Genomic DNA, 25,084 nt, shown 5'->3' with positions numbered 1-25,084 from the left:
GCCACCCCCGTCCCGGCGGGACCTCGCACCCTCAATCTGCCCTCTCCCGACGGCGGTTGAAGCCTTTCGGGCGGTCTTCAGAGGTTGATTTGAGGTTGGCCCCCGGAGCCGGGCGTCCTCACGCCTCGGGCCACCCGCTGCCTCACAGCTCGTGCTCCGACAGCCCGGGCCAGTCGTCGGGGCCGCCGCCGATCCAGTCGATCAGGTCGCTCTCCTCGACCTCGATGCGGTCGAGGTCGGCCAGGCGGAGGATCTCGATCACGTCGTCCAGGTGGGAGGCGAGCCCGAGGGTGACCTCACCCTCGGTGACCCGGCGGGAGCCGTCGAGCGCCGGGGGGTGGACCACGATGTGCGGATACCGCGTCGGATCGGCCATGGCTTCAGCGTCCTGCGGATCGGGCGGCGCCGCTACTCGACGAGGGGGCCCGAGAATTCGCCCAGGATTCACCGGCCGCCGCCCCCCGCCCTCTTCCCCGGCACCGGCCGGGCTTCTAGCCTCGCGGCGCCCCATGCTTCCCACGGAAAGGCAGACCCGACGCATGCGCCACGCTCTCCTACGCGCCGTGAGACGGCTCGGCACCAGGACGGCCGTCACGGCCGTCACCACCGCGCTCGCCGTGGCGGCCCCCTTCCCGGCCGTCGCGGCGAGCGGGCCGGAGCCGCTGTCGTCGCTGGTGGACCCGCTGATCGGCTCCGCGAACGGCGGCAACACCTTCCCGGGCGCCACCCTGCCCCAGGGCATGATCGCCTGGTCGCCCACCAGTACCGCCGGGGACCAGACCAGCACCGGCGCCGCCAACGGGTATGCCTACAACACCACCCGGATACGCGGTCTCAGCCTCACCCATGTCAACGGCGCCGGCTGCCACCCCGGCGCGGCCGGGGACATCCCGATCATGCCGTTCACGGGCGACATCACGTCCTCCCCGTCCGCCGACACCAAGGACGCCGTCTACGCGGCGAACTTCTCCCACGCCGACGAGAAGGCCGTACCCGGCCGCTACACCCTCGGCCTCGCCTCCGGCGCCTCCGCCGACCTCGCGGTGAGCCGGCGGGCCGGGGTCGCCGACTTCGCCTTCCCGGCGGGCCGCCCGGCGAGCCTGCTGTTCCGGGTCTCCAACTCGCTCAACGGCAGCGAGGACGCGCACATCGACATCGACGCCGCCCACCGCAAGGTCACCGGCTGGGTGCTGACCGGCGCGTTCTGCGGCCGCCGCGCCAACGGCGGGACCAACAACCGCAAGAGCTACTACCGGCTCCACTTCAGCGCCACCTTCGACCGGGCCTTCGCCACCACCGGCACCTGGCACGACGGCACTCTGTCGCCCGGCTCCACCACGGCCTCCGGCGGCGAGGGCTACGCCACGGGCGCCGACCGCGCCGGACGCGGCTCCGGCGGCTGGGTCGGCTTCGACACGGCGTCTGACAACGATGTCCACATGCGGCTCGGCATCTCCTACGTCAGCCTCGCGGGCGCCGAGGCCAACCTCCGCCACGAGATCCCGGCACGGGCGGGCGTCGCCGACGTGGCCGCGGCCGGGGCGCGGGTCTGGGACCGCGAGCTGAGCACCGTACGCGCCGAGGGCGGCAGTCCGGCCCGGCGTACCGCGTTCTACACCGCGCTCTACCACTCCCTGATGCAGCCCAACCTGATCAGCGACACCGACGGGCGCTACCGGGGCATGGACCAGGCCGTGCACCGGACGGCGCGCGGGCAGCGGGCGCAGTACAGCAACTTCTCCGGCTGGGACCAGTACCGGGCGCAGATCCAGTTGCTCGCGCTGCTCCGGCCCACGGTGGCGGGCGACTTCGCGCAGTCGCTCTACAACTTCGCCCGGCAGAACGGCGGGGTCTGGGACCGCTGGGTGCACATCAGCGGCGCCACCCACGTGATGACCGGCGACCCGTCCGCCGCCACCCTGGCCACCTTCTACGCCATGGGGGTCCGGAACTTCGACTACCGGGGCGCCTACACCTCCCTGGTCCGCCAGGCCACCGTCCCGACGCCGGACGACCTGTCCGACGCGGGCTGCCCCGGCCAGTGCGAGGGGCAACGTCCCAACCTGGCCCAGTACTTGGTCTCGCACTACGCACCCCAGGACGCCTGTCACTGCTGGGGAGGCGCGGCGGAGACCCTGGAGGACGCGGTGGCGGACTTCTCCCTGGCACAGTGGGCGCGCGGGCTCGGCCGGGACGCGGACGCGAAGGTCTTCACCGACCGCGCCGCCTACTGGCGCAACGTCTTCAACCCCGCCACAGGCCACGTCCAGGCCCGCAAGCTCGACGGCACCTGGATCACGCCCTTCAACCCCGCGAGCGACCTCGGGTTCGCGCAGGGCACCAGCGCCACCTACACCTGGATGGTGCCGCACGACGTCCAGGGGCTCGCCGGCGCGATGGGCGGCCGGAACGCGGCCGCGACCCGGCTCGACGGCTTCTTCCACAACCCGGACGGCTCCTGGTCCGTACGCGGCGGCGACCCCCTGCGCTACGACCCCACGAACGAGCCCGGCATCCACGCCCCCTGGCTCTACAACGCGCTCGGGCAGCCGTGGAAGACCCAGGCGACGGTGCGCCGGATCCTCGACACCGTCTACGCCACCGGCCCCGCCGGCCTCCCGGGCAACGACGACCTCGGCACCATGTCCGCCTGGTACGTCTTCTCCGCCCTCGGCCTCTACCCGCAGACCCCCGGCAGCGCCGTCCTGCTGCTCGGCGCCCCGGTGTTCCCGAAGGCGACCCTGGTCCGGCCGGGCCGGGCCGACCTCGTCATCACCGCCCCCGAGGCCGACGACACCCATGTCTACACCGCCGCCGTACACCGCGAGGGGCACCCGGTGAACCGCTCCTGGCTCACCCCGGGCGAGGCGCTCGACGGCGGCAGGCTGGACTTCGCCCTGACCACCGCCCCCGACACCGGCTGGGCGACGGGGCACCTGCCCGAGTGACCTCACCGGCCCCGCGCGGCCGCTGCCGCGCGGGGCCGGTTCGCAGGGGCGTCCACTAGGGTCGTACGACCGAGACCTGGGGGCAGAGTTGAGACTGCGAGTGGAGTTCACCACCGAACCCTTCGACCTGGACGTCCCGCCCGCGCACGCGGTGGCGGCCCGCGAGGTCGTGGAGGGCGGCGGGCTGGACACGGTGGACGTGGGGCCGTTCGGCACCATGGCCGAGGGCGGTGCGGACGGGGTGCTCAGTGCCGTGGACGCGCTGCTGCGGCGGAGCCTTCAGGCCGGGGCGACCCGGATATCCCTCCAGGTCAACGTGGTCGGGGAGGACGGTAGGTGACCGCCGAGGAGCCCTTCGTCGCCGCCGTGCGCCCCCTCGTGGACGCCATGGGCGGTGAACTCCTCCCGCCGGGCGAGGCCGGCCCGGACGACGTGGTGCTGGCCTGGGAGGGTGCCGAGGTCGTCGCCGTACGGCTGCCGCAGCTCGCGGAGTCCCTCGACCACATCCTCACCGCGCTGGAGCGCCGCGAGGGGCGGCCGCTGGCCGAGCTGGACCGCAAGGCCAAGCAGGGAATCGTCCGGACGCTGGAGGCGCGGGGCGCCTTCGCCGTGCGGCACGGCGTGGAGACCGTGGCGGGGGCGCTTGGCGTCAGCCGCTTCACCATCTACAACTACCTCAACCGGGAGAAGGGCCGCTGAGCCCGCCCGGTAACCCAGAATTTTCAACAAAGTGTTGACGTGCCGTCGCGGTGAGGCGTTAGCTGACGGCACCCCGTCCGGCACGACGGCCCTCGCGGCCACGGAGGCGCCCGTGACATCGCCCGCCACCCCCCTGGGCCTGGCCCGGTTCAACGCCCTCGGGGAGGACGCCGCGCTCGCCGCCCTGCACGAGGTGTGCGCCTCCACCGCCTGGGGCCGCCTGCTCCTGGTCGCCCGCCCGTACGCCACACCGGACGACCTGTACCTCGCCGCCGACGCGGCCCTCGCCGGACTCGGCGCCGGCGACCTGGCCGAGGCGATGGCGGGCCACCCCCCGATCGGCCGCCCCGAGCCCGGTGATCCCGCCTCCGCGCGGGAGCAGCGCGGCATGGCGGACGCCTCCGGCGCCCTGCGCGCCGAGATGCTCGAACTGAACCTCGCCTACCAGGACCGCTTCGGCCATGTCTTCCTGATCTGCGCCACCGGCCTGACCGGCGAGCAGATGCGCGACGCCCTGACGGAGCGGCTCGGCAACACACCGGAGCGGGAACGGGAGATCGCCCGCGCCGAACTGGGCAGGATCAACCGCATCCGCCTGGCCCGACTCGTCGCCTGAAGGACGCCCGCACCATGACCACCACCGCCTCCGTCTCCACCCACATCCTGGACACCTCGCTCGGCCGACCCGCGCCGGGCGTCACTGTCCGCCTCTCGGCCCGCACCGCGTCCGGCGCCGACTGGCGCCCGCTCGGCGAGGGGACCACCGACGCCGACGGCCGCTGCCGGGATCTGCCCGCCCCGCCCGGGGACACCGCGCGGGTCCGGCTCGACTTCGCCGTGGAGCCGTATCTGCGGGAGCGAGGGGACGCGTTCTTCCCCGAGGTGACCGTCACCTTCGCCGTACGGGCCGGGGAGCACTACCACGTCCCGCTGCTGCTCAGCCCGTTCGGCTACTCCGTATACCGAGGGAGCTAGCTTTCATGGCAGAAACGTCCCGCCCGTCCGGGCCCGCGATCCTGGGGCAGAACCAGTACGGCAAGGCCGAAAACCGCGTCGTCCGGATCACGCGCGACGGCGCCACCCACCACATCAAGGACCTCAACGTCTCCGTCACCCTCGGCGGCGACATGGACGACGTCCACTACTCCGGCTCCAACGCCCACGTCCTGCCGACCGACACCACCAAGAACACGGTGTACGCCTTCGCCAAGCGGTACGGCATCGAGTCCGCCGAGCAGTTCGGCATCCACCTCGCCCGGCACTTCGTCACCTCCCAGGAGGCGATCCGCACGGCCCGCATCCGGATCGAGGAGTACGCCTGGGACCGGATCGGCGCGGAAGACGGCGGGCACTCCTTCGTCCGCACGGGCCAGGAGGTGCGGCTCACCCAGGTCTTCCACGACGGCACCACCTGGCAGGTGGTCTCCGGACTGGGGGACCTGGTGGTGCTCAACTCCACCGACTCCGAGTTCTGGGGCTATGCCAAGGACGAGTACACCACCCTCCCCGAGGCGTACAACCGCGTGCTGGCCACCGAGGTGAACGCCCGCTGGCGGTACGGCTGGACCGGCGAGGGCGACGCGCCCGACTGGGACGCCTCCTACGCCGGGGCCCGGCGCCACCTGCTGGAAGCCTTCGCCGGAACCTACTCGTACTCGCTCCAGCAGACCCTGTACGAGATGGGCGCGCGGGTGATCGGGGAGCGTGCCGAGATCGACGAGATCCGGCTCTCCCTGCCGAACAAGCACCACTTCCTGGCCGACCTCACGCCCTTCGGGCTGACCAACGACAACGAGGTGTACCTCGCCGCCGACCGGCCCTACGGCCTGATCGAGGCGACCGTCCTCCGCGAGGGCCGCGAGGCGGCGATCCCGGTGGACCTCACCAACCTCTGAGAGCGAAGGACGAACCGTGGCACCAGCCGAGCGCATCGTCATCGAGAACTGCGCGATCGCCACCGTGGACGCGGACGACACCGAGTACGCCACGGGGCACCTCGTCCTCGCCGGTGACCGGATCGAGTCGGTCGGCGCGGGCCCGGCCCCCGCGGGGCTCACCGGGGTCATCCGCCGGATCGACGCCGGCGGGCATCTGGCCACCCCCGGCCTGGTCAACACCCACCACCACTTCTACCAGTGGCTCACCCGTGGTCTGGCCACCGACCACAACCTCTTCGAGTGGCTGACCGCCCTCTACCCGACGTGGGCGCGCATCGACGAGGACATGGTGTCCGCGGGCGCGCGGGGCTCGCTGGCGATGATGGCCCGGGGCGGGGTCACCACCGCCATGGACCACCACTACGTCTACCCGCGCGGTACCGGCGACCTGTCCGGCGCGATCGTGCGCGCCGCCCGCGACACCGGCGTCCGCTTCACCCTGGCCCGTGGCTCGATGGACCGGGGGGAGTCGGACGGCGGGCTGCCGCCGGACTTCGCGGTGGAGAGCCTGGACGAGGCGCTGGCCGCCACCGAGGCCACCGTGGCGGAACACCACGACCCCTCCTTCGGCGCGCTGACCCAGGTCGCGGTCGCGCCCTGCTCGCCCTTCTCCGTCTCCACCGAACTGATGAAGCAGGGCGCGGAGCTGGCGCGGCGGCTGGGGGTGCGGCTGCACACCCATGGCTCGGAGACGGTGGAGGAGGAGAAGTTCTGCCACGAGCTGTTCGGGATGGGCCCGACCGAGTACTTCGAGTCCACCGGCTGGCTGGGCGAGGACGTGTGGATGGCGCACTGCGTGCACATGAACGACTCCGACATCACCGCCTTCGCCCGCACCGGTACGGGCGTCGCCCACTGCCCGTCCTCCAACGCCCGGCTGGCGGCGGGGATCGCGCGCGTGCCGGACCTGCTGGCGGCGGGCGTCCCGGTCGGCCTGGGCGTGGACGGCACGGCCTCCAACGAGTCCGGCGAACTCCACACCGAGCTGCGCAACGCCCTCCTCGTCAACCGCCTCGGCCCGCACCGCGAAGCCGCCCTCACCACCCGCCAGGCCCTCCGCCTCGGCACCTACGGCGGCGCCCAGGTCCTGGGCCGGGCGGCCGAGACCGGCTCCCTGGAGCCCGGCAAGCTCGCCGACCTGGTCCTCTGGCGCATGGACACCCTGGCCCACGCCTCCATCGCCGACCCGGTGGCGGCCCTGGTGCTCGGCGCTCCGGCCCCGGTCACCGCCTCCTTCGTGGGCGGCCGGCAGATCGTGGCGGACGGGCGGCTGCTGCACGTGGACGAGGACGCGATCGCCCGGACCACCCGCGAGCAGGCGCGGCGGCTCGCGCGGAGCTGACCGGGGGTCATACCCGGCGCGGGGACGCCAGGAGGTGGCGGGTCCGGGTGCGGGCCTCGGTGTACTCGCCGCACTGCCAGCCCGCCGCCTCCAGTGTGGCCGCGTACGGCTGGAGCGCCGGGCCGTACACCGCGACCGCCTCGGGCTGCGGGGTCGCGCGGACGCGGTAGCCGGGGGTGCCGGCGTGCTCCGGCCCGTGGCCGGCCGCCTCCAGGGCGAGGGCGGCGGCGCGGACCAGGTGGGTGCGTTCCCAGCCGCAGGGGCGGTCGGTGGCGCTGTCGGGGTTGGTCATGCGGCGCAGCTCCATGAGGCCCTGCCAGGCGTCACGCACCTCGCGCATCCGGGAGGGCCCGGGCGCCGCCTCCTCGGCGCCGCCGACCCGCGCGGCGAAGACACCGGCGGGGGCGGCGGGCGCGGGGGCGGAAGCGGGCTCCGGCCCGGCCTCGCGCAGGCGGTGGCCGGCCGGGGTCAGGAAGTGGTCGTGGGGCGGCCGGGGGTGGCGGAAGGCGAGACCGAGCCGGACCAGCGCGGCGAGCTGGGCGGCCGTGCCCCGCAGCCGTCCCGTTCCGGGGTCGGCGCCCTCGACGACGCGCCGCTGGGCGGCGGTGGGCGGTCGTGCCATCGCGGTGCTCCCTTCCGGTCCGCTGCTGGTCCCCGAAGCGTACGGCCGGGCACTGACAGCCCCCTCGGGAGCTACTGCCGGTACCCGCTCAGGAAGCGGCCGATCCGGCCGATCGCCGCCTCCAGGTCGTCCGCGTAGGGGAGGGTGAGGATGCGGAAATGGTCGGGGGCGGGCCAGTTGAAGCCGGTGCCCTGGACGACCTGGATCTTCTCGCGGAGCAGCAGGTCGAGGACGAACTTCTCGTCGTCGTGGATCTTGTGCACCTTGGGGTCCAGGCGCGGGAAGGCGTACAGCGCGCCCTTGGGGCGGACGCAGGAGACGCCGGGGATCTCGTTGAGCTTCTCCCAGGCCACGTTCCGCTGCTCGTACAGGCGGCCGCCGGGCGCGGTGAGTTCGTGGATGGACTGGCGGCCGCCGAGCGCGGCCTGGATGGCGTACTGGGCGGGCGCGTTGGGGCACAGCCGCATGGAGGCCAGCATGGTCAGGCCCTCCAGATAGCTCTTCGCGTGCTGCTTGGGCCCGGTGACCACCAGCCAGCCGGAGCGGAACCCCGCCACCCGGTAGGTCTTGGAGAGGCCGCAGAAGGTGAGGACGACCAGGTCGGGGGCGAGGGCGGCGGCCGAGTGGTGGACGGCCCCGTCGTAGAGGATCTGGTCGTAGATCTCGTCCGCGAACACCATCAGCCCGTGGCGGCGGGCCAGGTCGAGGATGCCCTCGACGATCTCCTTCGGGTACACCGCGCCGGTCGGGTTGTTGGGGTTGATGATCACCACGGCCTTGGTGCGGTCGGTGATCTTCGACGCCATGTCGGCCAGGTCGGGCGCCCAGTCGGACTGCTCGTCGCACAGGTAATGAACGGCTCGGCCTCCGGCCAGCGTGGTGACCGCCGTCCACAGCGGGAAGTCCGGGGCCGGGATGAGCACTTCGTCGCCGTCCTCCACCAGCGCCTGTACGGCCATGGAGACCAGCTCGGAGACGCCGTTGCCCAGGAACACGTCGTCGACGTCCACCTGAAGGCCGAGGGTCTGGTAGCGCTGGGCCACCGCCCGGCGGGCCGAGAGGACACCGCGCGAGTCGGTGTAGCCGTGGGCGCGGGGGAGCATCCGGATCATGTCCTGGGTGATCTCCTCCGGCGCCTCGAATCCGAAGAGCGCCGGGTTGCCGGTGTTCAGGCGCAGCACGCTGTGCCCGGCTTCCTCCAGCGCGTCCGCGTGCTGGATCACCGGACCGCGGATCTCGTAGCAGACCTCGCTGAGCTTGTTCGACTGCCGGAACTCCATGCCGCGACCCCTCCGGTAACTGGTGTTGCTTGGTTTTACCAAGTTGGAGCTTGGAAAGTCCAACAACATGTCTAGACTGCGTCGCATGCCACCTCGCCGACGCTACGACCAGTACTGCTCCGCGGCCCGCGCCCTCGACCTCGTCGGGGACCGCTGGACCCTGCTGATCGTCCGGGAGTTGCTGGCCGGACCCCGCCGCTACACCGACCTGCACGCCGACCTCCCCGGCGTGAGCACGGACGTACTCGCCTCCCGGCTGAAGGACATGGAGCGCGACGCGATCACCGCCCGGCGGAGGCTGCCCCCGCCCGGCGCCGCCTACGTGTACGAACTCACCCCGCGCGGCCGGGGCTTGCTGCCCGTGCTGCACGCCCTGGGGGAGTGGGGAAGCCCCGAGCTGGCGGAACCGCGGCCCACCGACGCGGTACGCGCCCACTGGTCGGCGCTGCCGCTGCTGGCGGTGCTGAACGCGGCGGAGCTGGGGGCCGGGGTGGCCGAAGTCAGCACGGAGGACGGGGAGTTCCATCTGTACGTCGGCACGGAGGACGGCCCGGCGTACGGGCACGGACCGGCGCCGGTGGCCGCCGACGCCCGGCTGGTGATGGACGCGGCGACCTGCGTGGAGGTCTGCCGGGGCGAGACGGGGATCGCGGACGCGGTGCGGGCGGGGCGGGTCACGGTGACCGGTGGCGGGACCCTCGCCAAGGCGCTGCTGAAGTGACGAAGGCCCGCCGTGTCGGCGGGCCTTCGTCCGGGTCAGGCGCCCGGTGGGACGTACGCCGGGCGGCCCCGGCCCCGGGTCAGCGCGTAACCGCCGATGCCCGCGAGCGCGGCCAGCACACCGCCGGCGGCCGTCCATACCCAGCGGCTCGACCACCAGTGCGAGGACCAGCCGTCATCCGGCTCGATCGCGGAGAGCACGGCCGACTTCGAACCGTCCTTCTCCGCCTCGGGCTCGACCGCGATACCGGGGACGAGCGGCTTGCCCAGCGAGCCGTCCACGGCCGCGGCGCCGCCGATGTTCCTGGAGTCCGCGCGGACTTCCGCCCGTACCGGCAGGCCGAGGTCGGCGGAGCCGAGGTTCAGCACCGTCAGCCGGACGTAGTAGGTGCCGGGCAGCGGGTCGTTGGCCCACGGCTCGGACCAGGCGCGCACCGTGCGCAGCACACAGGTCAGGTCGACGGTGGCCGTGCCCTGCCCGGCGGTGCGGGTGGCCGCGCCGTACTGGCAGGACTGGTGGCGGCGCAGACCGTCGTAGACGTCGAGCTGCCAGGTCTGCGCGGCATGCGCGTCCGGCAGCTTCACCGTGGCCTTGACGGTCGGGCGCTGCCCGGTGTCGGCCGGGAACGACCAGTACAGGTAGTCACCGGTGGACGCGGAGGCGGTGGCGGTCTGCCCCTGGTCCATCTCGGCCGCCGTACGGAAGGACGTGCCCGCCTGTGTGGGGGCCTTGCCGTCCGCCGAGGCGCTCGGGGAGGGGGAGGAGTCGGCCGCGGCGGGGGCGGCGGCCAGGCCCAGCGTCAGCAGGGCCGCGCTCAACACGCGTATCGCACGCATCAGTTCGTCCTCCAGACCGCGACCCGCCAGCGGGACAGCCAGCCCCACAGCAGACCCGCGACGAAACCGGTCAGCACCAGCGCGGCCAGCAGCCACCAGCCCCGGCCGAGGCCGAAGGAGGCCACGTCGGAGGAGGCGGAGGGCCCGTCGACCACGTCGACCGTCAGCTCCAGCGGCATGCCCGGCGTGGTCTTGACACCGGCGCCGGCCGAGAAGGAGTGGGTCACCTGGAGGCACACGGTCTCCGGGGTCGCGTCGTCATCGTCGGACTCGGGCTTGGGATAGCGCAGTCCGGTGGAGATCGCGTCGGTACGGCCGGTGCCGGCGCCCTCGCCGCGTACGATCTCGCGGCCCTGCTGGGTCACCGCCCGCAGCAGCACACCGTAGTTGGGGTTCGTGGCGCGGTCGTCGGCGACGCTCACCGAGGCGCGCAGCTCCTGGCCGGGCCGGACGTCGACCTTGTACCAGCGCTGCTTGCCGAACTCCTCGCGGTCCGTGTACAGACCGGACTTCAGGGCGGGCGCCCCGGCGCACGCGTCGGTGCCCTCGGTGGCCACCGGCGTCACCACCGGATCGGCGGCCCGCTCGACCAACTGGCCGACCCGGTCCGTCAGTTCCTCCTTGTGCTGCACGGAGGTGTACGTGCCGCCCGTGGCGTCCGCGATGCAGCTCAACTGGTCGCGGGTCTTGGCGTCCGGCACCAGGCCCAGGGTGTCGATGGTCAGGCCGATGCCCTTGGCGGCTATCTCGCGGGCCACCTCACACGGGTCGAGGGGCTGGCAGGTGTCCTCGCCGTCGCTGATCAGGACGATGCGGCGGGTGCCGTCACCGGTCCCGAAGTCGTCTGCCGCCTTCAGCAGCGCCGGGCCGATGGGGGTCCAGCCGGTGGGTGCCAGGGTGGCCACGGCGGTCTTCGCCTCGGTGCGGTCCAGCGGGCCCACCGGATAGAGCCGCTCGGTGTCCTTGCAGCCCTCCCTGCGGTCGTTGCCGCGGTAGTTGGCGCCCAGCGTGCGGATGCCCAGCTGCACCTCCTCGGGCGTCGCGTCGAGCACCTCGTTGAACGCCTGCTTGGCCGCCGCCATCCGGGTTCCGCCGTCGATGTCCCGCGTGCGCATGGAACCGCTGACATCCAGGACGAGTTCGACCTTCGGAGCGGGCTGCGGCTCGGTCTCGTCCGCTGCGGCCCCGCCGGGACACGCGATCCCGGCCGCCAGGGCGGCGAGCAGGGCGCAGACGCCCGCCGCCAGCCGTTGTCTTCTGATCATCGGCGGATCTTATTGATCGTAGGTGTCGCGCTCCAAAACGAACGGGCTGGGAAGCTCCGTCCACAGGTCGCCGGGGGTCTCCGGAGACAGCCTCATCAGGGTCAACGCCTTGACGGGCAGCGGATTTTCACACAGCGCCGCCAGGTCGGGCGTACGGGGCAGATCCGGCAGCGCGGCCCGCAGCGCGGCACCCAGCGCCGGGCCCGAACCGGCGGTCGCCGCGAGCGCGCCCCCGACCATCGATCCGAACAGCTTGCGCCGCAGGGCGAGTTCGTCGTCCGTGATCAGGCGTCCCGTCAACTCGCCGCTGGATATGCCGTGTCGGGCGAGGCGGGCCGGGCTGACGCGTATGTCGGCCAGGTCGCGGTAGATCAGCCGCAGCGGGGTGTCGTCCGGCGCGAGCACCACCAGGAGGTTCTGGCCGTGCGCCTCCAGCGCGACCCCCAGGTCCAGCAGGCGCAGGCCGGCCGTGAGCGTGAGCCGGGTGAACGCGGCCAGCCAGCCCGGCGACCGGGGCAACGCCGTGGTGGCCAGCGCGGCCACCGGCAGCACCCGCTCGCCCTGAGCCAGGTACTCCTCGGGCGACTCGCGCAGCAGCACCGCGAGATCCGGCGAGTGGGCCGTGGCCGCCCCGATGGTGTGCGTGACCTCCAGCAGCCCGTCCATCCGCCCGACCAGCTCCGCCGCCAGCACCGACAGGTCTGCCGACGCCCGTACCGAGTAGGCGGAGATGTCCCGCACCGAGGAGGTCAGCCGGGCGCTCAGCGAGGTCTTCACATGGGGTCCGCCGGGCAGCGCCAGCGTGCGCAGCGACATCAGCGGATGCGCCGGACGCCACGGCTCGGTGCTCCGCTTGAGCACATGCGCCGCCTGCCAGGGATGCACCGGCAGCAACAGGTCGTCTCCGGAGCGGAGTCCGGCCGGCCACTCGCCCGACACCAGGCACTCGCCCGCCGGCACCGCCACCGTGCCCAGCTCCACCACCGGCCGGTGCTCGGGCCCGTACGCCAACTGGTCGGCCACCGAGAAGCCCGGCCGGGAACGGCAGTTGGGGTGGAAGGGGTGACCGTCCACCACCCGCTGCTCCCACTCCCAGTCCCGCTCCGGCCACCCGGCCCCCGGCTCCGCCGCGTCGGCGCGGGACAGCGCCAGCGAGGCCACGCTGTTCGCCAGCTCGGCGGCGAACGCGGCCGCGTGCGGCACCGCGAGGTCCGTCATCAGCCGCGCGGGGTCCGCGTACCGCTCCCGGCCGAGCCGGACCTCGTGGACGCGGTCACCGGTCGCGTACGGGTCCGAGTGCGGGCCGTGCAGCGCGCGGCCGTCCGCCAGCCGTACCGTCAGTCCGTGTGCCCCCGGCGTCCGGGAGGCGACCCACGGAAGCGGTTCGTGCGCCAGCGCCCGCCACAGCCTGGTCAGCACCGCCGCGCGGGCTCCCGGCAGCGCGGCCGTGCAACGGTCGCGCAGGGCGGGCCGTACGGCGGCCAGCTCCTCGGCGACCTCGGCCTCGGCGGTGGGGGAGTGGTACACGGTCGGCTCCTCGGAGACTGGCAGCTCAGGGCACGATTGTCGGATACCGCAGACTTACCTGGCACGGTCGGCCCCCCGGACCGGCCACAGCACGACGAGAACGAGTGGAACGCGTGGACCTCAACCCCCCGACCGACGCCGCACGGCGCGCCGACGCCTACGCCTCGGCGCCGCTGCTGAACTGCCTGCTGCGCGAGGTGGCCCGGCCGGTCCCGGAGCGCGGGGACCGGCCCGTGTACCGGCTGCCCGGCACCGGCCGGCTGCTGCGGGTGCGCCCCGGCCGCCGTCCCGCCGAGCCCGAAGTACGCGCGGACGGTGCCTGGCAGCCGCTGAGCCACGCCGAACTGGTCAAACTGGTCGCGGAGGAACTGCGCGCCCACACCGGGCTGCCGGGAGACGACCTGCCCGCCGAGATGCTGGACAGCCGCGACACCGTCGCCGCCCTGCTCGCGGCCCGCGCCCGCGCCGTCGCCCCCGAGGACCCGTATCTGCGCTCCGAGCAGTCGCTGATCACCGGCCATCCGCACCACCCGGCGCCCAAGGCGCGCGGCGGCGGCCCGGTCGCGGCCTGGCTGCCCTACGCCCCCGAGGCGCACGCCCGGTTCCCGCTGGTGCTGCTCGGCGTCCGCGAGGACCAGGTCGCCGAAGAGGGTGACACCCGCGCCCTGGACGCCCTCGGCACCGCCCCGCCCGGCTACCGGCTGCTGCCCGCCCACCCCTGGCAGCTCGACCTGCTCGCCCCAGGCCTCGCCCCCGCCTTCGCCGACCGGCGCCTGATCCGGCTCGGCACCACCGAGTCCGCGGTCCGGCCGACGGCAGCCGTGCGCACCGTGTACGAGCCCGGCCGCGACCTGTTCCTCAAGTTCAGCCTCGACGTCCGCATCACCAACGACATCCGCCGGCTGTGGCGCCACGACCTGCAGAGACTCGACCGCAGCGACACCGCGGCCCGCGAGGCCTTCGCCGCGATGGGACCGCCCGCGGCCTGGCTCAGCGACCGGGGCTACCGCACCGCCGCGTTCGCCTTCGAGGAACTCGCCGTCCTGGTCCGCGACGGCCTGCGCGGCCACCTCCTGCCCGGCGCCACGCCGTTGCTCGCGGCCGGGCTGGCCGAGGGCTTCGACGGCAGCCCGCTCGCCGCCGCCCCCGACCCGGACGCCTGGTGGGCCGCGTATCTCCGCCAGGTCGTCCCGCCCGCGCTCCGCGCCTTCGACGAGTACGGCGTCGTCGTGGAGGCGCACCTGCAGAACACCCTGGTCGCCGTCGACGCCGCCGGAATGCCCGTGCAGGCCCTGTTCCGGGACGCCGAGGGCGTCAAGCTGCTGTCCGACGTGGGCCGGGAGGCCGGGTGGGAGCGGCTGGTGTACTGCCTGCTCGTCAACCACCTCGGCGAGATCGCCGCCGCCCTGGCCGAGGCCCACCCCGGCCTCGACCCCTGGCCGGCCCTCCGCGCCGAGCTGTCCCGCCATCCGCTCCCCGAGATACCGGCCCTGCTCGCCGCCCCCGCCCTGCCCGGCAAGACCAACCTGCTGCTCCGCTGGACCGGCGCGGACGGTGCGGACGCCCGCTACCTGCCGCTGCCGAACCCGCTGCGCGCGGGCGACGCCGTGCGGGGAGGGCGGGACAGGTGAAGCCCTGAGGGCCATGGCCCTCAGGGCTTCACCTGTGCTGGAGTCGCGGCGGTGCTGGAGAGGAGACGAGGCCGGCCGACGATTCAGCGGGAGCCGGCGAGGACGCCCAGGGCGTCGCCGTGTTCGTCGACCACGCGCACGGGTCCGAGCCGCCCGGGAGGCGTCCCCTTCTCGGCTCCTTCCCTCGTGGCCCACGGTGGGCCGGAGGGCTCCCTGCTGTCTGTGATGCCGTCGAGGCGGAGCCGGTCGGTGTATCCGGCGCTGTCCCGAACGGCGGTGAGCTGGGACTGGGTGACCAGGCCGACACACAGTCCGTCCTCGTCGCAGACGACGAGATACTCCGTACGGGCGGCGGCCATGACGGACAGCGCCACTTCGACGGTCATGTCGTACCAGACCTGCGGGCCGGCCGCGTCCACGCTGCCGGCCACCGTGCCTCGCACGGGGCGAACGCTCACGGATCGAGTGTGCAACTTTCCCAGCATCAAAGGGTTCCTCCTGCGCAGACGGACGGATTTCTGACCAAGACGGTTCTAGGCGGCCGCACCGGCGGTGGACTGGAGTGCGGGTGCGCGGCGGGCCGCCGGGGCCTGGTGGCGCCGGCCGCGTGCGGGGGCCCTGCGCCTCTTGGGGCGGTCGGCGACCGGCGCGGTGATGACGACCGGGATGCCGGAGGGGGCCTGAGCACCGGTGATGCGGTTCAGTGTCTCGTCGCCCGAGCGGACCTGGGTGGTCTGTGGCCGGATGCCGGCGTCCGTCATGAGGCGGTTCATGTCGCGGCGCTGGCTCGGGGTGACCAGGGTGACGACGCTGCCGGACTCGCCCGCACGGGCGGTACGGCCGCCGCGGTGCAGGTAGTCCTTGTGGTCGGTGGGCGGATCGACGTTGACGACGAGGTCGAGGTTGTCGACGTGGATGCCGCGTGCCGCGACATTGGTCGCCACCAGCACGTTGACATGACCCGTCTTGAACTGCGCCAGGGTCCGGGTGCGCTGCGGCTGCGACTTCCCGCCGTGCAGGGCCGCGGCCCGGACCCCGCTGTTCAGCAGGTGCTCGGTGAGACGGTCGACGGCGTGCTTGGTGTCGAGGAACATGATCACGCGGCCGTCGCGGGCGGCGATCTGGGTGGTGGCGGCGTGCTTGTCGGCGCCGTGGACGTGCAGCACGTGGTGCTCCATCGTCGTGACCGCGCCGGCCGAGGGGTCGACCGAGTGCACCACGGGGTCGCTGAGGTAACGGCGCACCAGCAGGTCGACGTTGCGGTCCAGGGTCGCGGAGAACAGCATGCGCTGGCCCTCCGGACGCACCTGGTCGAGCAGGGCCGTGACCTGCGGCATGAACCCCATGTCGGCCATCTGGTCGGCCTCGTCCAGAACGGTCACCGAAACCTGGTCCAGCCGGCACTCACCCCGGTCGATGAGGTCCTTCAGACGTCCCGGTGTGGCGACGACCACCTCGGCGCCCCCGCGCAGCGCGCTCGCCTGCCGCCCGATCGACATGCCGCCCACCACCGTGGCCAGCCGCAGCCTCACCGAGCGGGCGTACGGCGCCAGCGCGTCGGTGACCTGCTGCGCCAGCTCACGCGTCGGTACGAGCACCAGCGCCAGCGGCTGCCGGGCCTCGGCACGCCGCCCGGCCGTACGGGCCAGCAGCGCGAGCCCGAAGGCGAGCGTCTTGCCGGAACCGGTGCGGCCCCTACCCAGCACGTCCCGGCCCGCGAGGGAGTTCGGCAGGGTCGCCGCCTGGATCGGGAACGGCACGCTCACCCCCTGCGCGCCGAGCGCGGCCAGCAGCTCCCCCGGCATGTCGAGATCGGCGAAACCCTCCACCGCGGGAAGCGCGGGAGTCGTCGTCCGGGGAAGCGCGAACTCCCCCTGGACCGCGGGAGCCCGGCGGCCGGAATTGCCGTGACGGCTGCGGGCGAAGCGGTCGTTCGTACGTGTGCGGTTCATACGGAACCTTCCTTGATTCGGCACATCTCAAGGAATTCCCGCGGTATTGAGCCGCACGAGGAATTGCAAGAATGAGCCGACGGGGTGGCAGCAGCTTGCACTCGCACGGATTGTCCGTCGCCAGATTCGCAAGCGCTGAAATAAGTGGCGCGGTGTGGGCTCAGCATTTGAAGCGTCCACTGCGCTGTGGCTGGGAAGGGGTGCATGTGCACCCCCGAAGGGCGATCCGCCGACGAGCCTACGGATTTCCTGGGTGCCGTCCACAGGTCACATCACTGTGGGAAATGCATGCAGCTGGGGCCCGCACCCCGAGGGATGCGGGCCCCAGCTGCAAGTGTGCGACAGTCAGCGTCAGGCGAGAACGATGTTCTCGGCCGTCGGGCCCTTCTGGCCCTGCGCGATGTCGAAGTTCACCTTCTGGCCCTCCAACAGCTCGCGGAAGCCCTGGGCGGCGATGTTGGAGTAGTGGGCGAAGACGTCGGCGCCGCCGCCGTCCTGCTCGATGAAGCCGAAGCCCTTTTCCGCGTTGAACCACTTCACGGTACCAGCAGCCATGTCATTTCTCCTTTGGGGCAGTACATCGGAACCCGCACCGTGCGGACGCCGTGTCGCCGCGATGATTGCCCCGCCCGGAAAAGACCGGAAATACAAAAGCGCTCCCCGGCGGCACAGAGCCGACCGGAACACTTGAAGTTTTCGGGAACCACAACTGCAACTGAGGACGACAGTAGCACGCCGCGGCAGCCGGTGTCCGAAGAAGAAGGTCACCCTTTTTATTGCGGCAGAGAATCTATCCGCATGCCTCGTTGAAATCTCCGCCGGCGGGCACAGGTATTCACTCACCCGCGCGACGTCATATTTTGCGCGCCGCGCTTGCGTGATCCGGTCCCAACACGCCCTCGAAGACCTGTCTCCGGCAGGCTGCGGCACGCGTACGCCTCGACCATGCTGGAGGCGGGGGAGTCCGTGATGACGCCGGCGCGGTGGCTCGGGCACTCGCCCCCCGCTGTCACGCTTGGTTACTATGCTCACTTCATGCCGGGGGCCGGGAGCAAGGCCGTAACGCCGTCGACAGGCTGCCGGGGAGCGAGGAGGATGACGGTGCCAACCAGGACTCCCCAGATTCTCCCCGGGACTGATCCGGGAGATTCCCAGGATTGCGCCGCAACGGAGCCAGGCGTGGAAGCTGAGGCTAATAGACGCTGGAGCCTTGGAAGATGCTGAGAGAAGTCGCTGCGACCCGCTACGTCGAACCCTTGCACACCGGCGGCTCCGTACCCGCCGTCGTCGAGGCCGACGACCTGGGGACCTACGTCGTCAAGTTCACCGGCTCCGCGCAGGGCCGCAAGGCACTCGTCGCCGAGGTGATCGTCGGCGAGCTGGCCCGCGCCCTGGGGCTGCGCTTCCCCGAGCTGGTGCTCGTGCACTTCGACCCCGCCGTGGCCGCCGACGAGCCGCACCAGGAGGTGCGCGACCTGCACGACGCCAGCGCGGGCGTCAACCTGGGCATGGACTACCTGCCGGGCGCCCGCGACCTCACCCCCGAGATCGCCCGGAACTTCCCCGTAGACCCGCTGGAGGCGGGCCGGATCGTCTGGCTGGACGCGCTCACCGCCAACGTGGACCGCACCGTCCACAGCTCCAACCTCATGGTCTGGCCGACCTTCGGCACCGCGCCCCCGCGCCTGTGGCTCATCGACCACGGCGCCGCCCTCGTCTTCCACCACCGCTGGGACACCACGAACCCCGGCCGTAGGTACGACTTCCGCCACCACGCCCTCGGCCAGTACGGCCCCGACGTGCGCGCCGCCGACGCCGAGCTGGCCCCCCAGGTCACCGAGGAGCTGCTGCGCGGCATCCTCGCCGAGGTGCCCGACGCCTGGCTCACCGACGATCCCGCCTTCGCCGGGCCGGACGAGGCCCGCGCCGCCTACGTCGACCATCTGCTGGCCCGCGCCCGGCTCTCCGCCGAGTGGCTGCCCACCGACTTCCCCGACCGCGCGGAACTCGCCGCCGAGGAGGCCGCCCGCGCCGAGCGGTCACAGCGGGGGCGTCCGGACTGGCTCAAGCGCGTCCCCGACCTGCACGGACGCCCGGCGGCGGAACAGGACTGGTCGGTACACCTGGGATGAAGGGATCTTCGTGAGTCACCGCGTCGAGATCGAGTACTGCACCCAGTGCCGCTGGCTGCCCCGCGCCGCCTGGCTGGCGCAGGAGTTGCTCACCACCTTCGAGACCGAGCTGGAGGCCCTCGCGCTCAAGCCCGGCACCGGCGGCGTCTTCGTCGTCCGGGTGGACGGCGAGCCGGTCTGGGACCGCCGTGAGCAGGGCTTTCCCGAGCCCACGGCGGTCAAGCGGCTGGTGCGGGACCGGGTGGCGCCTGAGCGGTCGCTCGGGCACTCCGACAAGTGAGCGTGCTCAGCCGGTGAGGCGCCGGTAGGCCGGAAGGGTGAGGAAGTCGGCGTACTCCTCGTCCAGCGCCACCGTCAGCAGCAGGTCGTGCGCCTCCTGCCAGTGGCCGGCCGCGAACGCCTCCGCGCCGATCTCCGCCCGCACCGCCTCCAGTTCGGCCGCCGCCAGCCGGCGGGCCAGCTCCGGGGTGGCGCGCTCGCCGTTCTCGAACTCGACGCCCGCGTTGATCCACTGCCAGATCTGCGAGCGGGAGATCTCGGCGGTGGCCGCGTCCTCCATCAGGTCGAAGATGGCCACCGCGCCGACCCCGCGCAGCCACGCCTCGATGTACCGGATGCCGACCCGTACCGCGTTGACCAGCCCGGCGTAGGTCGGTTTCGCGTCCAGCGAGGCGATGTCGATCAGGTCGGCCGCCTTCACGTGGACGTCCTCGCGCAGCCGGTCCTTCTGGTGCGGGCGGTCGCCGAGCACCTTGTCGAAGGACTCCATGGCGATCGGCACGAGGTCCGGGTGGGCCACCCAGGACCCGTCGAAGCCGTCGGCCGCCTCGCGGTCCTTGTCGGCCCGTACCTTCTCGAACGCCACCTTGTTGACCTCGGCGTCCTTGCGGGACGGGATGAAGGCCGCCATCCCGCCGATCGCGTGCGCGCCCCGCTTGTGGCAGGTGCGGACGAGGAGTTCGGTGTACGCGCGCATGAACGGCGCCGTCATCGTGACCAGGTTGCGGTCCGGCAGCACGAACTCCGGCCCGCCGTCGCGGAAGTTCTTCACGATGGAGAACAGGTAGTCCCAGCGGCCCGCGTTCAACCCGGAGGCATGGTCGCGGAGTTCGTAGAGGATCTCCTCCATCTCGTACGCGGCCGTGATCGTCTCGATCAGCACGGTGGCCCGCACGGTGCCCTGCGGGATGCCGAGGTGGTCCTGCGCGAACACGAACACGTCGTTCCACAGGCGGGCTTCGAGGTGGGACTCGGTCTTCGGCAGGTAGAAGTACGGGCCCTTGCCCAGCTCCAGCAGGCGGGCGGCGTTGTGGAAGAAGTACAGGCCGAAGTCGACCAGGGCGCCCGGCAGGGGCTCGCCGTCGGCTCCCTCGAGGTGCCGCTCGTCCAGGTGCCAGCCGCGCGGCCGCATCACGACCGTCGCCAGCTCCTCCTGCGGGCGCAGCGCGTACGACTTGCCGGTGCGGGCGTCGGTGAAGTCGACGCGGCCGGCGTAGGCGTCCATCAGGTTGAGCTGGCCGAGGACCACGTTCTCCCAGGTGGGGGAGGAGGCGTCCTCGAAGTCGGCGAGCCAGATCCTGGCGCCGGAGTTGAGCGCGTTGACCGTCATCTTGCGGTCGGCCGGCCCGGTGATCTCCACTCGGCGGTCCCGCAGGGCGGGCGGCGCGGGTGCCACCCGCCACGAGTCGTCGGCCCGCACCGCGGCCGTCTCGGGAAGGAAGTCCAGCGTGCCGGTGCGGGCGATCTCCGCGCGGCGCTCGGTCCGGCGGGCCAGGAGTTCGTTCCGGCGCGGGGTGAACCGCCGGTGCAGCTCCGCGAGGAAGTCCAGCGCCGGGCCGGTGAGCACCTCCTCCTGCCGGGGGAGCGGCTCGGCGTCGACAACGACCGGCGGGGACGCGGGTGCGGACATGAGCGGTCACTTCCTCCGTGGCGGGCTGGTCGGACTGGGCAGCGTAATTTCCTGATCGCCGAACCTCAATGGGCCCCGCCGGGGCGCAGCCTGCCCAGGTCGGCAGCGGTGTCGATGTCGTACGCCTCGGCCACGTCCCCGCATTCCACGAGCCGGATCTCTGCGGAGTGCCGCCGCAGATACTCCCGGGCGCCCTGATCACCCTGGGCGCTCTCGGTGACACCGGCCCAGTGAGCGGCCCCCAGCAGCACGGGGTGCCCGCGCGTGCCGTCGTAGGCGGCCGACACGAGGGAGGTCTCACCGGTGAAGGCGTCCAGTACCCGTGCGTACGCCTCGGCTCCTACTCCCGGCTGGTCGACGAGGCCCACGAGAGCGCCGCGCGCGTCCGTACCCCCGAGGGAGCGAAGCCCGGCCCGCAGGGAGGACCCCATTCCCTCGCCCCAGCCGGGGTTCTCCACGAGCACGCATCCACTCAACTCGGCCTCCGCGCGCACCTCTTCGGACCCTGCTCCCAGCACCACGTGGACGCGGGCACACCCGGCGTCCCGCAGCGCACGAGCCGCCCGCTCTACGAGGAGTGCCCCGTCATGCCGCAACAGCGCCTTGGGTCGCCCACCGAGCCGCCGCCCCCCTCCGGCGGCGAGCAGCAGCCCGGTGACCCGGGGGTGGCGGGGGGCCTGGTCGGACGTCATGGGACCAGGATGCCGGGATGTGGGCAGGGGTGGGGGCACCTGGGCCGGTGGCCGCCTGCGCGGACCGCGTCACGGGGTCCGGCCCGCCGGGCGTCAGCGCCGGTGCGGGACGGACGGGGGTCACCTCCCCAGGGCGCGCGGGGGCACCGGTCCGCGGGGCCCGGACAGCTGCGGCCGACCGCCCGTGAACACCCCCTCGTCCGCTCAGGCCCCGCGGCCCCGGCGGCTGGCACCCTTGACTCGTGCCGGAGCGGGCGGCGAGACTCCTTCAACAGAACGTTGAAGTCCGTTACGTGGGTGTTAACACCGTTTCCTGGACGTGAACGGCTGAGAGGGGTTCGGGTGTCCGACGACGTCGAGCTGGCGTTGCGTTCCACGCGTGTGGTCACCCCGGAGGGGGTGCGGGCCGCGACGGTCACCGTCGCCGGCGGGACGATCGAGGCCGTGCTGCCGTACGAGGCGGGAGTCCCGGCCGTCGACCTGGGGGACGACGCGCTGCTGCCCGGGCTGGTCGACACGCACGTGCACGTCAACGACCCCGGCCGGGCCGAGTGGGAGGGGTTCTGGACGGCGACGCGGGCGGCGGCGGCCGGGGGTGTCACCACCCTCGTCGACATGCCGCTGAACTCCCTTCCGCCGACCACCACGGTCGACCATCTGCGGGTCAAGAGGGAGGCGGCACAGGGCCGCACCCACGTGGACGTCGGCTTCTGGGGTGGCGCCCTGCCCGGCAATGTCAAGGACCTCCGCCCGCTGCACGAGGCCGGGGTGTTCGGCTTCAAGGCGTTTCTCTCGCCGTCCGGCGTGGACGAGTTCCCGCACCTGGACAGCGCCCGACTGGCGCGCTCGCTCGCGGAGATCGCCGGATTCGACGGCCTGCTCATCGTGCACGCCGAAGACCCCGCCCACCTCACGGACGCCCCCGCCGGACCGGCCTACGCGGGCTTCCTCGCCTCCCGCCCGCACGCGGCCGAGACGAACGCCATCGCCCAACTGCTGGGTTTGGCGCGCACGCTGGACGCCCGTGTGCACGTGCTCCACCTCTCCTCCGCAGCCGCCCTCCCGCTCATCGCCGCCGCCCGCGCCGAAGGCGTCCGCGTCACCGTGGAGACCTGCCCGCACTACCTCACCCTGAGCGCGGAGGAAGTCCCGGACGGGGCGAGTGAGTTCAAGTGCTGCCCGCCCATCCGTGAGGCCGCCAACCGGGACCTGCTCTGGCAGGCGCTCGCGGACGGCACGATCGACTGCGTCGTCACCGACCACTCGCCCTCCACCGCCGACCTCAAGACGCCGGACTTCGCCACCGCCTGGGGCGGCATCTCCGGCCTCCAGCTGAGCCTCCCCGCGATCTGGACCGAGGCACGCGAGCGCGGGCACCGACTGACCGACGTTGTGCGGTGGATGTCCGCCCGCACCGCGGCCCTCGCCGGCCTCGACCGCAAGGGCGCCATCGCGCCGGGCCGTGACGCCGACTTCGCCGTCCTCGCCCCGGAGGGCACCTTCACCGTCGACCCGGCCCGCCTCCACCACCGCAACCCGGTCACCGCGTACGCCGGCAAGACGCTGCACGGGGTGGTGAAGTCCACCTGGCTGCGTGGCCAACGGGTGTACAGCGAGGGTGAGTTCACCGCCCCGAAGGGCCGTCTGCTCACCCGTACCGGCTGAAGCCCGCAACCCCTGCCGAAAGGACCCCCGATCACCGTGACGGCGCAGCAACCCTCCGACCCGCCCCGCTTCACCGGCGACGCGGCTCCCTACGGCGGCGGCGACCCCTACGCCGACTACCGCACCGCCGACTTCCCCTTCGCCCACCACCCCGACCTCGCCGACCGGCGCCTGGGGGCCGCGGTGATCGCCGCCAACGACGAGTTCTTCGCCGAGCGGGAGAACCTGCTGCTGCCCCACCGCGCCGAGTTCGAGCCCGGCCGATTCGGCCACAAGGGCAAGATCATGGACGGCTGGGAGACCCGGCGCCGGCGCGGCCCGAGCGCCGAGGAGCCCTGGCCGGGCGCCGACGACCACGACTGGGCGCTGATCCGCCTCGGCACGCCCGGTGTGATCCGGGGGATCGTCGTCGACACCGCCCACTTCCGGGGCAACCACCCGCAGGCCGTCTCCGTGGAGGCCACCTCGGCTCCCGGCAACCCGTCCCCCGAGGAACTGCTGGGCGACGACGTGAAGTGGACGACGCTCGTCCCCCTCACCCCGGTCGGCGGCCACGCGGCGAACGGCTTCCCCGTCTCCGCGCCCCAGCGCTTCACCCATCTCCGGCTGAACCAGCACCCGGACGGTGGTGTCGCCCGGCTGCGCGCCTACGGCGAGATCGTCCCGGACCCGGAGTGGCTGGCCACGCTCGGCACCTTCGACGTGGCCGCGCTGGAGAACGGCGGCCGCGCCGAGGACGCCTCGGACCGCTTCTACTCCCCGGCCGCCAACACCGTACGGCCGGGCCGCTCCCAGCGGATGGACGACGGCTGGGAGACCCGGCGCCGTCGCGACCGGGGCCACGACTGGATCACGTACCGGCTGACCGAACAGGCGCTGGTGCGCGCGGTGGAGATCGACACGGCGTATCTGAAGGGGAACAGCGCCGGCTGGGCGTCGGTGTCGGTGCGGGACGGCGAGAGCGGGGAGTGGACCGAGATCCTGCCGCGCACCCGGCTCCAGCCGGACACCAACCACCGCTTCCCGCTCCCGGCGGCGGCCGTCGGCACGCACGCGCGCGTGGACATCCATCCGGACGGGGGGATCTCCCGGCTGCGCCTGTTCGGCTCGCTGACCGAGGCCGGGGCGGGCCGCCTGGCCGCGCGGTTCCGGGAGCTGGACGGCTGAGGCATGCCGGGGGGACCGATGAGTTGCGGTCCCGGGCGGGGTCTGCACCGTTGACAGCAGGACCCCGCACCCGGAAGAAGGCACCTCATGGGCAAGCTCGTCTCCACCGTCTTCGTCTCGCTCGACGGCGTCTACCAGGCTCCCGGCGGCCCCGACGAGGACACCAGCGGCGGCTTCGGCCAGGGCGGCTGGACCTTCCCGTACGCCGACGACGGCTTCGGCGGCTTCGTCGCGGAGAGCTTCGGCCGGGCCGGTGCCTTCCTGCTCGGCCGGCACACCTACGACATCTTCGCCGGGTACTGGCCCAAGGTGACCGACCCGGAGAACCCGGTCGCGGCCAGGCTGAACGAGCTGCCGAAGTACGTCGTCTCCGCGACCGTCGAGAACCCTGGGTGGGCCGGGACGACCGTGCTCTCCGGCGACCTCGGCAAGGAGGTCCAGGCGCTGAAGGAGCGCACCGAGGGCGAGGTGCAGATCCACGGCAGCGGAGCGCTGGTCCGCTCGCTGGTGAACCTCGGCCTGATCGACACCCTGCACCTGCTGACCTTCCCCGTGGTGCTGGGCGAGGGGCGCCGGCTGTTCGTGGAGGGCGCCGTCCCCACCCGCTTCAGGCACGCGGGCGGCACGGTCACCGGCAAGGGGGTCTCCATCCAGTCGTACGACCTGGCGGGCCGCCCCGAGTACGGGTCCTTCTAGCCGGTCGACGGGATGCCGACAGGAGCCCGAACGGCTCCTGTCGGGGCAGGCCGACGCCGGGAG

The 25,084-nt window shown here is 72.8% G+C and carries 25 protein-coding genes; 14 read left to right on the top strand and 11 right to left on the bottom strand.

Annotated elements, in window-relative coordinates:
• Positions 1-142: 142 nt before the first annotated feature.
• On the bottom strand, positions 143-376 hold the full coding sequence (locus tag EV284_RS21905) for a hypothetical protein (RefSeq protein ID WP_130336835.1): 234 nt from the start codon (positions 374-376) through the stop codon (positions 143-145).
• Between the two features lie 163 nt (positions 377-539).
• Here EV284_RS21905 and EV284_RS21900 point away from each other — a divergent pair, with 163 nt between their 5' ends.
• From EV284_RS21900 to EV284_RS21870, 7 genes are all read left to right on the top strand, one after another.
• On the top strand, positions 540-2,948 hold the full coding sequence (locus EV284_RS21900; protein WP_130336833.1) for a GH92 family glycosyl hydrolase: 2,409 nt from the start codon (positions 540-542) through the stop codon (positions 2,946-2,948).
• An 88-nt stretch (positions 2,949-3,036) separates the two neighbouring features.
• The gene (locus tag EV284_RS21895; RefSeq protein ID WP_130336831.1) at positions 3,037-3,288 is read left to right on the top strand and encodes a hypothetical protein; all 252 of its coding nucleotides are present in this window, start codon (positions 3,037-3,039) and stop codon (positions 3,286-3,288) included.
• 47 nt (positions 3,289-3,335) lie between these two features.
• On the top strand, positions 3,336-3,647 hold the full coding sequence (locus tag EV284_RS21890; protein ID WP_165425628.1) for a helix-turn-helix domain-containing protein: 312 nt from the start codon (positions 3,336-3,338) through the stop codon (positions 3,645-3,647).
• A 112-nt stretch (positions 3,648-3,759) separates the two neighbouring features.
• Positions 3,760-4,263, top strand: coding sequence for a 2-oxo-4-hydroxy-4-carboxy-5-ureidoimidazoline decarboxylase (gene uraD, locus EV284_RS21885; RefSeq protein ID WP_130336827.1), 504 nt, complete (start codon positions 3,760-3,762; stop codon positions 4,261-4,263).
• A 14-nt stretch (positions 4,264-4,277) separates the two neighbouring features.
• The gene (uraH, locus tag EV284_RS21880) at positions 4,278-4,622 is read left to right on the top strand and encodes a hydroxyisourate hydrolase (protein WP_130336825.1); all 345 of its coding nucleotides are present in this window, start codon (positions 4,278-4,280) and stop codon (positions 4,620-4,622) included.
• Positions 4,623-4,627: 5 nt separating this feature from the next.
• Entirely contained in the window at positions 4,628-5,542 is a 915-nt protein-coding gene (pucL, locus tag EV284_RS21875; RefSeq protein WP_130336823.1) for a factor-independent urate hydroxylase, read from the top strand.
• Positions 5,543-5,558: 16 nt separating this feature from the next.
• On the top strand, positions 5,559-6,926 hold the full coding sequence (locus tag EV284_RS21870; protein WP_130336822.1) for an 8-oxoguanine deaminase: 1,368 nt from the start codon (positions 5,559-5,561) through the stop codon (positions 6,924-6,926).
• 7 nt (positions 6,927-6,933) lie between these two features.
• Here EV284_RS21870 and EV284_RS21865 read toward each other — a convergent pair whose 3' ends face one another.
• Together EV284_RS21865 and EV284_RS21860 are read right to left on the bottom strand one after the other, a co-directional pair.
• On the bottom strand, positions 6,934-7,548 hold the full coding sequence (locus tag EV284_RS21865) for a hypothetical protein (protein WP_130336820.1): 615 nt from the start codon (positions 7,546-7,548) through the stop codon (positions 6,934-6,936).
• Positions 7,549-7,619: 71 nt separating this feature from the next.
• Positions 7,620-8,828: a pyridoxal phosphate-dependent aminotransferase gene (locus EV284_RS21860; protein WP_130336818.1), complete on the bottom strand. Its 1,209-nt coding sequence runs from the start codon at positions 8,826-8,828 to the stop codon at positions 7,620-7,622.
• Positions 8,829-8,913: 85 nt separating this feature from the next.
• Between EV284_RS21860 and EV284_RS21855 the strand changes: the two genes are divergently transcribed.
• Positions 8,914-9,549, top strand: coding sequence for a helix-turn-helix domain-containing protein (locus EV284_RS21855; protein ID WP_130336816.1), 636 nt, complete (start codon positions 8,914-8,916; stop codon positions 9,547-9,549).
• Between the two features lie 35 nt (positions 9,550-9,584).
• Here the strand turns inward: EV284_RS21855 and EV284_RS21850 are convergent, their stop codons facing one another.
• Genes EV284_RS21850 through EV284_RS21840 form a run of 3 tightly spaced genes read right to left on the bottom strand, consistent with a single transcriptional unit; the run spans position 9,585 to position 13,177 of the window.
• On the bottom strand, positions 9,585-10,385 hold the full coding sequence (locus EV284_RS21850) for a hypothetical protein (RefSeq protein ID WP_130336814.1): 801 nt from the start codon (positions 10,383-10,385) through the stop codon (positions 9,585-9,587).
• Positions 10,385-11,650, bottom strand: a complete 1,266-nt coding sequence (locus EV284_RS21845) for a VWA domain-containing protein (RefSeq protein WP_130336812.1) — start codon at positions 11,648-11,650, stop codon at positions 10,385-10,387. The genes EV284_RS21850 and EV284_RS21845 overlap by 1 nt, the downstream gene beginning before the upstream one ends.
• 9 nt (positions 11,651-11,659) lie before the next feature.
• Positions 11,660-13,177, bottom strand: a complete 1,518-nt coding sequence (locus EV284_RS21840) for an IucA/IucC family siderophore biosynthesis protein (protein WP_130336810.1) — start codon at positions 13,175-13,177, stop codon at positions 11,660-11,662.
• A gap of 104 nt (positions 13,178-13,281) precedes the next feature.
• On the opposite strand from EV284_RS21840, the gene EV284_RS21835 reads away from it, so the two are divergent.
• Entirely contained in the window at positions 13,282-14,808 is a 1,527-nt protein-coding gene (locus tag EV284_RS21835; RefSeq protein WP_130336808.1) for an IucA/IucC family protein, read from the top strand.
• Positions 14,809-14,891: 83 nt separating this feature from the next.
• Here the strand turns inward: EV284_RS21835 and EV284_RS21830 are convergent, their stop codons facing one another.
• The 3 genes from EV284_RS21830 to EV284_RS21820 form a co-directional block, all read right to left on the bottom strand.
• Entirely contained in the window at positions 14,892-15,296 is a 405-nt protein-coding gene (locus tag EV284_RS21830) for a CBS domain-containing protein (protein WP_130336806.1), read from the bottom strand.
• A 45-nt stretch (positions 15,297-15,341) separates the two neighbouring features.
• Entirely contained in the window at positions 15,342-16,760 is a 1,419-nt protein-coding gene (locus tag EV284_RS21825) for a DEAD/DEAH box helicase (protein WP_130336804.1), read from the bottom strand.
• A 351-nt stretch (positions 16,761-17,111) separates the two neighbouring features.
• Positions 17,112-17,315, bottom strand: coding sequence for a cold-shock protein (locus EV284_RS21820; RefSeq protein WP_030817331.1), 204 nt, complete (start codon positions 17,313-17,315; stop codon positions 17,112-17,114).
• 662 nt (positions 17,316-17,977) lie between these two features.
• Between EV284_RS21820 and EV284_RS21810 the strand changes: the two genes are divergently transcribed.
• Positions 17,978-18,892 (top strand): HipA family kinase, encoded by a 915-nt coding sequence (locus EV284_RS21810; RefSeq protein WP_130336802.1) that lies wholly within the window; start codon positions 17,978-17,980, stop codon positions 18,890-18,892.
• 10 nt (positions 18,893-18,902) lie between these two features.
• Positions 18,903-19,172, top strand: coding sequence for a SelT/SelW/SelH family protein (locus EV284_RS21805; RefSeq protein WP_130336800.1), 270 nt, complete (start codon positions 18,903-18,905; stop codon positions 19,170-19,172).
• Positions 19,173-19,178: 6 nt separating this feature from the next.
• On the opposite strand, the gene aceB is transcribed toward EV284_RS21805, so the two are convergent.
• On the bottom strand, positions 19,179-20,801 hold the full coding sequence (gene aceB / locus EV284_RS21800; RefSeq protein ID WP_130336798.1) for a malate synthase A: 1,623 nt from the start codon (positions 20,799-20,801) through the stop codon (positions 19,179-19,181).
• A gap of 65 nt (positions 20,802-20,866) precedes the next feature.
• On the bottom strand, positions 20,867-21,493 hold the full coding sequence (locus tag EV284_RS21795; protein WP_130336796.1) for a nucleotidyltransferase family protein: 627 nt from the start codon (positions 21,491-21,493) through the stop codon (positions 20,867-20,869).
• Positions 21,494-21,835: 342 nt separating this feature from the next.
• On the opposite strand from EV284_RS21795, the gene allB reads away from it, so the two are divergent.
• The 3 genes from allB to EV284_RS21780 all read left to right on the top strand — a co-directional run bounded on the left by allB (position 21,836) and on the right by EV284_RS21780 (position 25,021).
• Positions 21,836-23,158, top strand: coding sequence for an allantoinase AllB (gene allB, locus EV284_RS21790; protein WP_130336794.1), 1,323 nt, complete (start codon positions 21,836-21,838; stop codon positions 23,156-23,158).
• Between the two features lie 36 nt (positions 23,159-23,194).
• Positions 23,195-24,325 carry an allantoicase gene (gene alc / locus EV284_RS21785; protein ID WP_130336792.1) on the top strand — a complete coding sequence of 377 codons (1,131 nt, stop codon included), beginning with the start codon at positions 23,195-23,197 and terminating at the stop codon, positions 24,323-24,325.
• Positions 24,326-24,412: 87 nt separating this feature from the next.
• On the top strand, positions 24,413-25,021 hold the full coding sequence (locus EV284_RS21780; protein ID WP_130336790.1) for a dihydrofolate reductase family protein: 609 nt from the start codon (positions 24,413-24,415) through the stop codon (positions 25,019-25,021).
• The last annotated feature ends 63 nt before the right edge of the window (positions 25,022-25,084 follow it).

Source organism: Streptomyces sp. BK022, from assembly GCF_004217355.1.
Taxonomy (GTDB): domain Bacteria; phylum Actinomycetota; class Actinomycetes; order Streptomycetales; family Streptomycetaceae; genus Streptomyces; species Streptomyces griseoluteus.
This window is presented reverse-complemented; position numbering and strand designations above follow the sequence as displayed.

What these genes read in the sequence shown, in the direction of transcription:
- EV284_RS21890 (WP_165425628.1), top strand. Translation starts at nt 3,336, where the DNA reads ATGGGCGGTGAACTCCTCCCGCCGGGCGAGGCCGGCCCGGACGACGTG.
- pucL (WP_130336823.1), top strand. Translation starts at nt 4,628, where the DNA reads ATGGCAGAAACGTCCCGCCCGTCCGGGCCCGCGATCCTGGGGCAGAAC.
- EV284_RS21825 (WP_130336804.1), bottom strand. Translation starts at nt 16,760, where the DNA reads ATGAACCGCACACGTACGAACGACCGCTTCGCCCGCAGCCGTCACGGC.
- EV284_RS21795 (WP_130336796.1), bottom strand. Translation starts at nt 21,493, where the DNA reads ATGACGTCCGACCAGGCCCCCCGCCACCCCCGGGTCACCGGGCTGCTG.
- aceB (WP_130336798.1), bottom strand. Translation starts at nt 20,801, where the DNA reads ATGTCCGCACCCGCGTCCCCGCCGGTCGTTGTCGACGCCGAGCCGCTC.
- EV284_RS21855 (WP_130336816.1), top strand. Translation starts at nt 8,914, where the DNA reads ATGCCACCTCGCCGACGCTACGACCAGTACTGCTCCGCGGCCCGCGCC.
- EV284_RS21810 (WP_130336802.1), top strand. Translation starts at nt 17,978, where the DNA reads ATGCTGAGAGAAGTCGCTGCGACCCGCTACGTCGAACCCTTGCACACC.
- EV284_RS21820 (WP_030817331.1), bottom strand. Translation starts at nt 17,315, where the DNA reads ATGGCTGCTGGTACCGTGAAGTGGTTCAACGCGGAAAAGGGCTTCGGC.
- EV284_RS21905 (WP_130336835.1), bottom strand. Translation starts at nt 376, where the DNA reads ATGGCCGATCCGACGCGGTATCCGCACATCGTGGTCCACCCCCCGGCG.
- EV284_RS21845 (WP_130336812.1), bottom strand. Translation starts at nt 11,650, where the DNA reads ATGATCAGAAGACAACGGCTGGCGGCGGGCGTCTGCGCCCTGCTCGCC.
- EV284_RS21860 (WP_130336818.1), bottom strand. Translation starts at nt 8,828, where the DNA reads ATGGAGTTCCGGCAGTCGAACAAGCTCAGCGAGGTCTGCTACGAGATC.
- EV284_RS21850 (WP_130336814.1), bottom strand. Translation starts at nt 10,385, where the DNA reads ATGCGTGCGATACGCGTGTTGAGCGCGGCCCTGCTGACGCTGGGCCTG.
- EV284_RS21865 (WP_130336820.1), bottom strand. Translation starts at nt 7,548, where the DNA reads ATGGCACGACCGCCCACCGCCGCCCAGCGGCGCGTCGTCGAGGGCGCC.
- uraH (WP_130336825.1), top strand. Translation starts at nt 4,278, where the DNA reads ATGACCACCACCGCCTCCGTCTCCACCCACATCCTGGACACCTCGCTC.
- EV284_RS21780 (WP_130336790.1), top strand. Translation starts at nt 24,413, where the DNA reads ATGGGCAAGCTCGTCTCCACCGTCTTCGTCTCGCTCGACGGCGTCTAC.
- EV284_RS21900 (WP_130336833.1), top strand. Translation starts at nt 540, where the DNA reads ATGCGCCACGCTCTCCTACGCGCCGTGAGACGGCTCGGCACCAGGACG.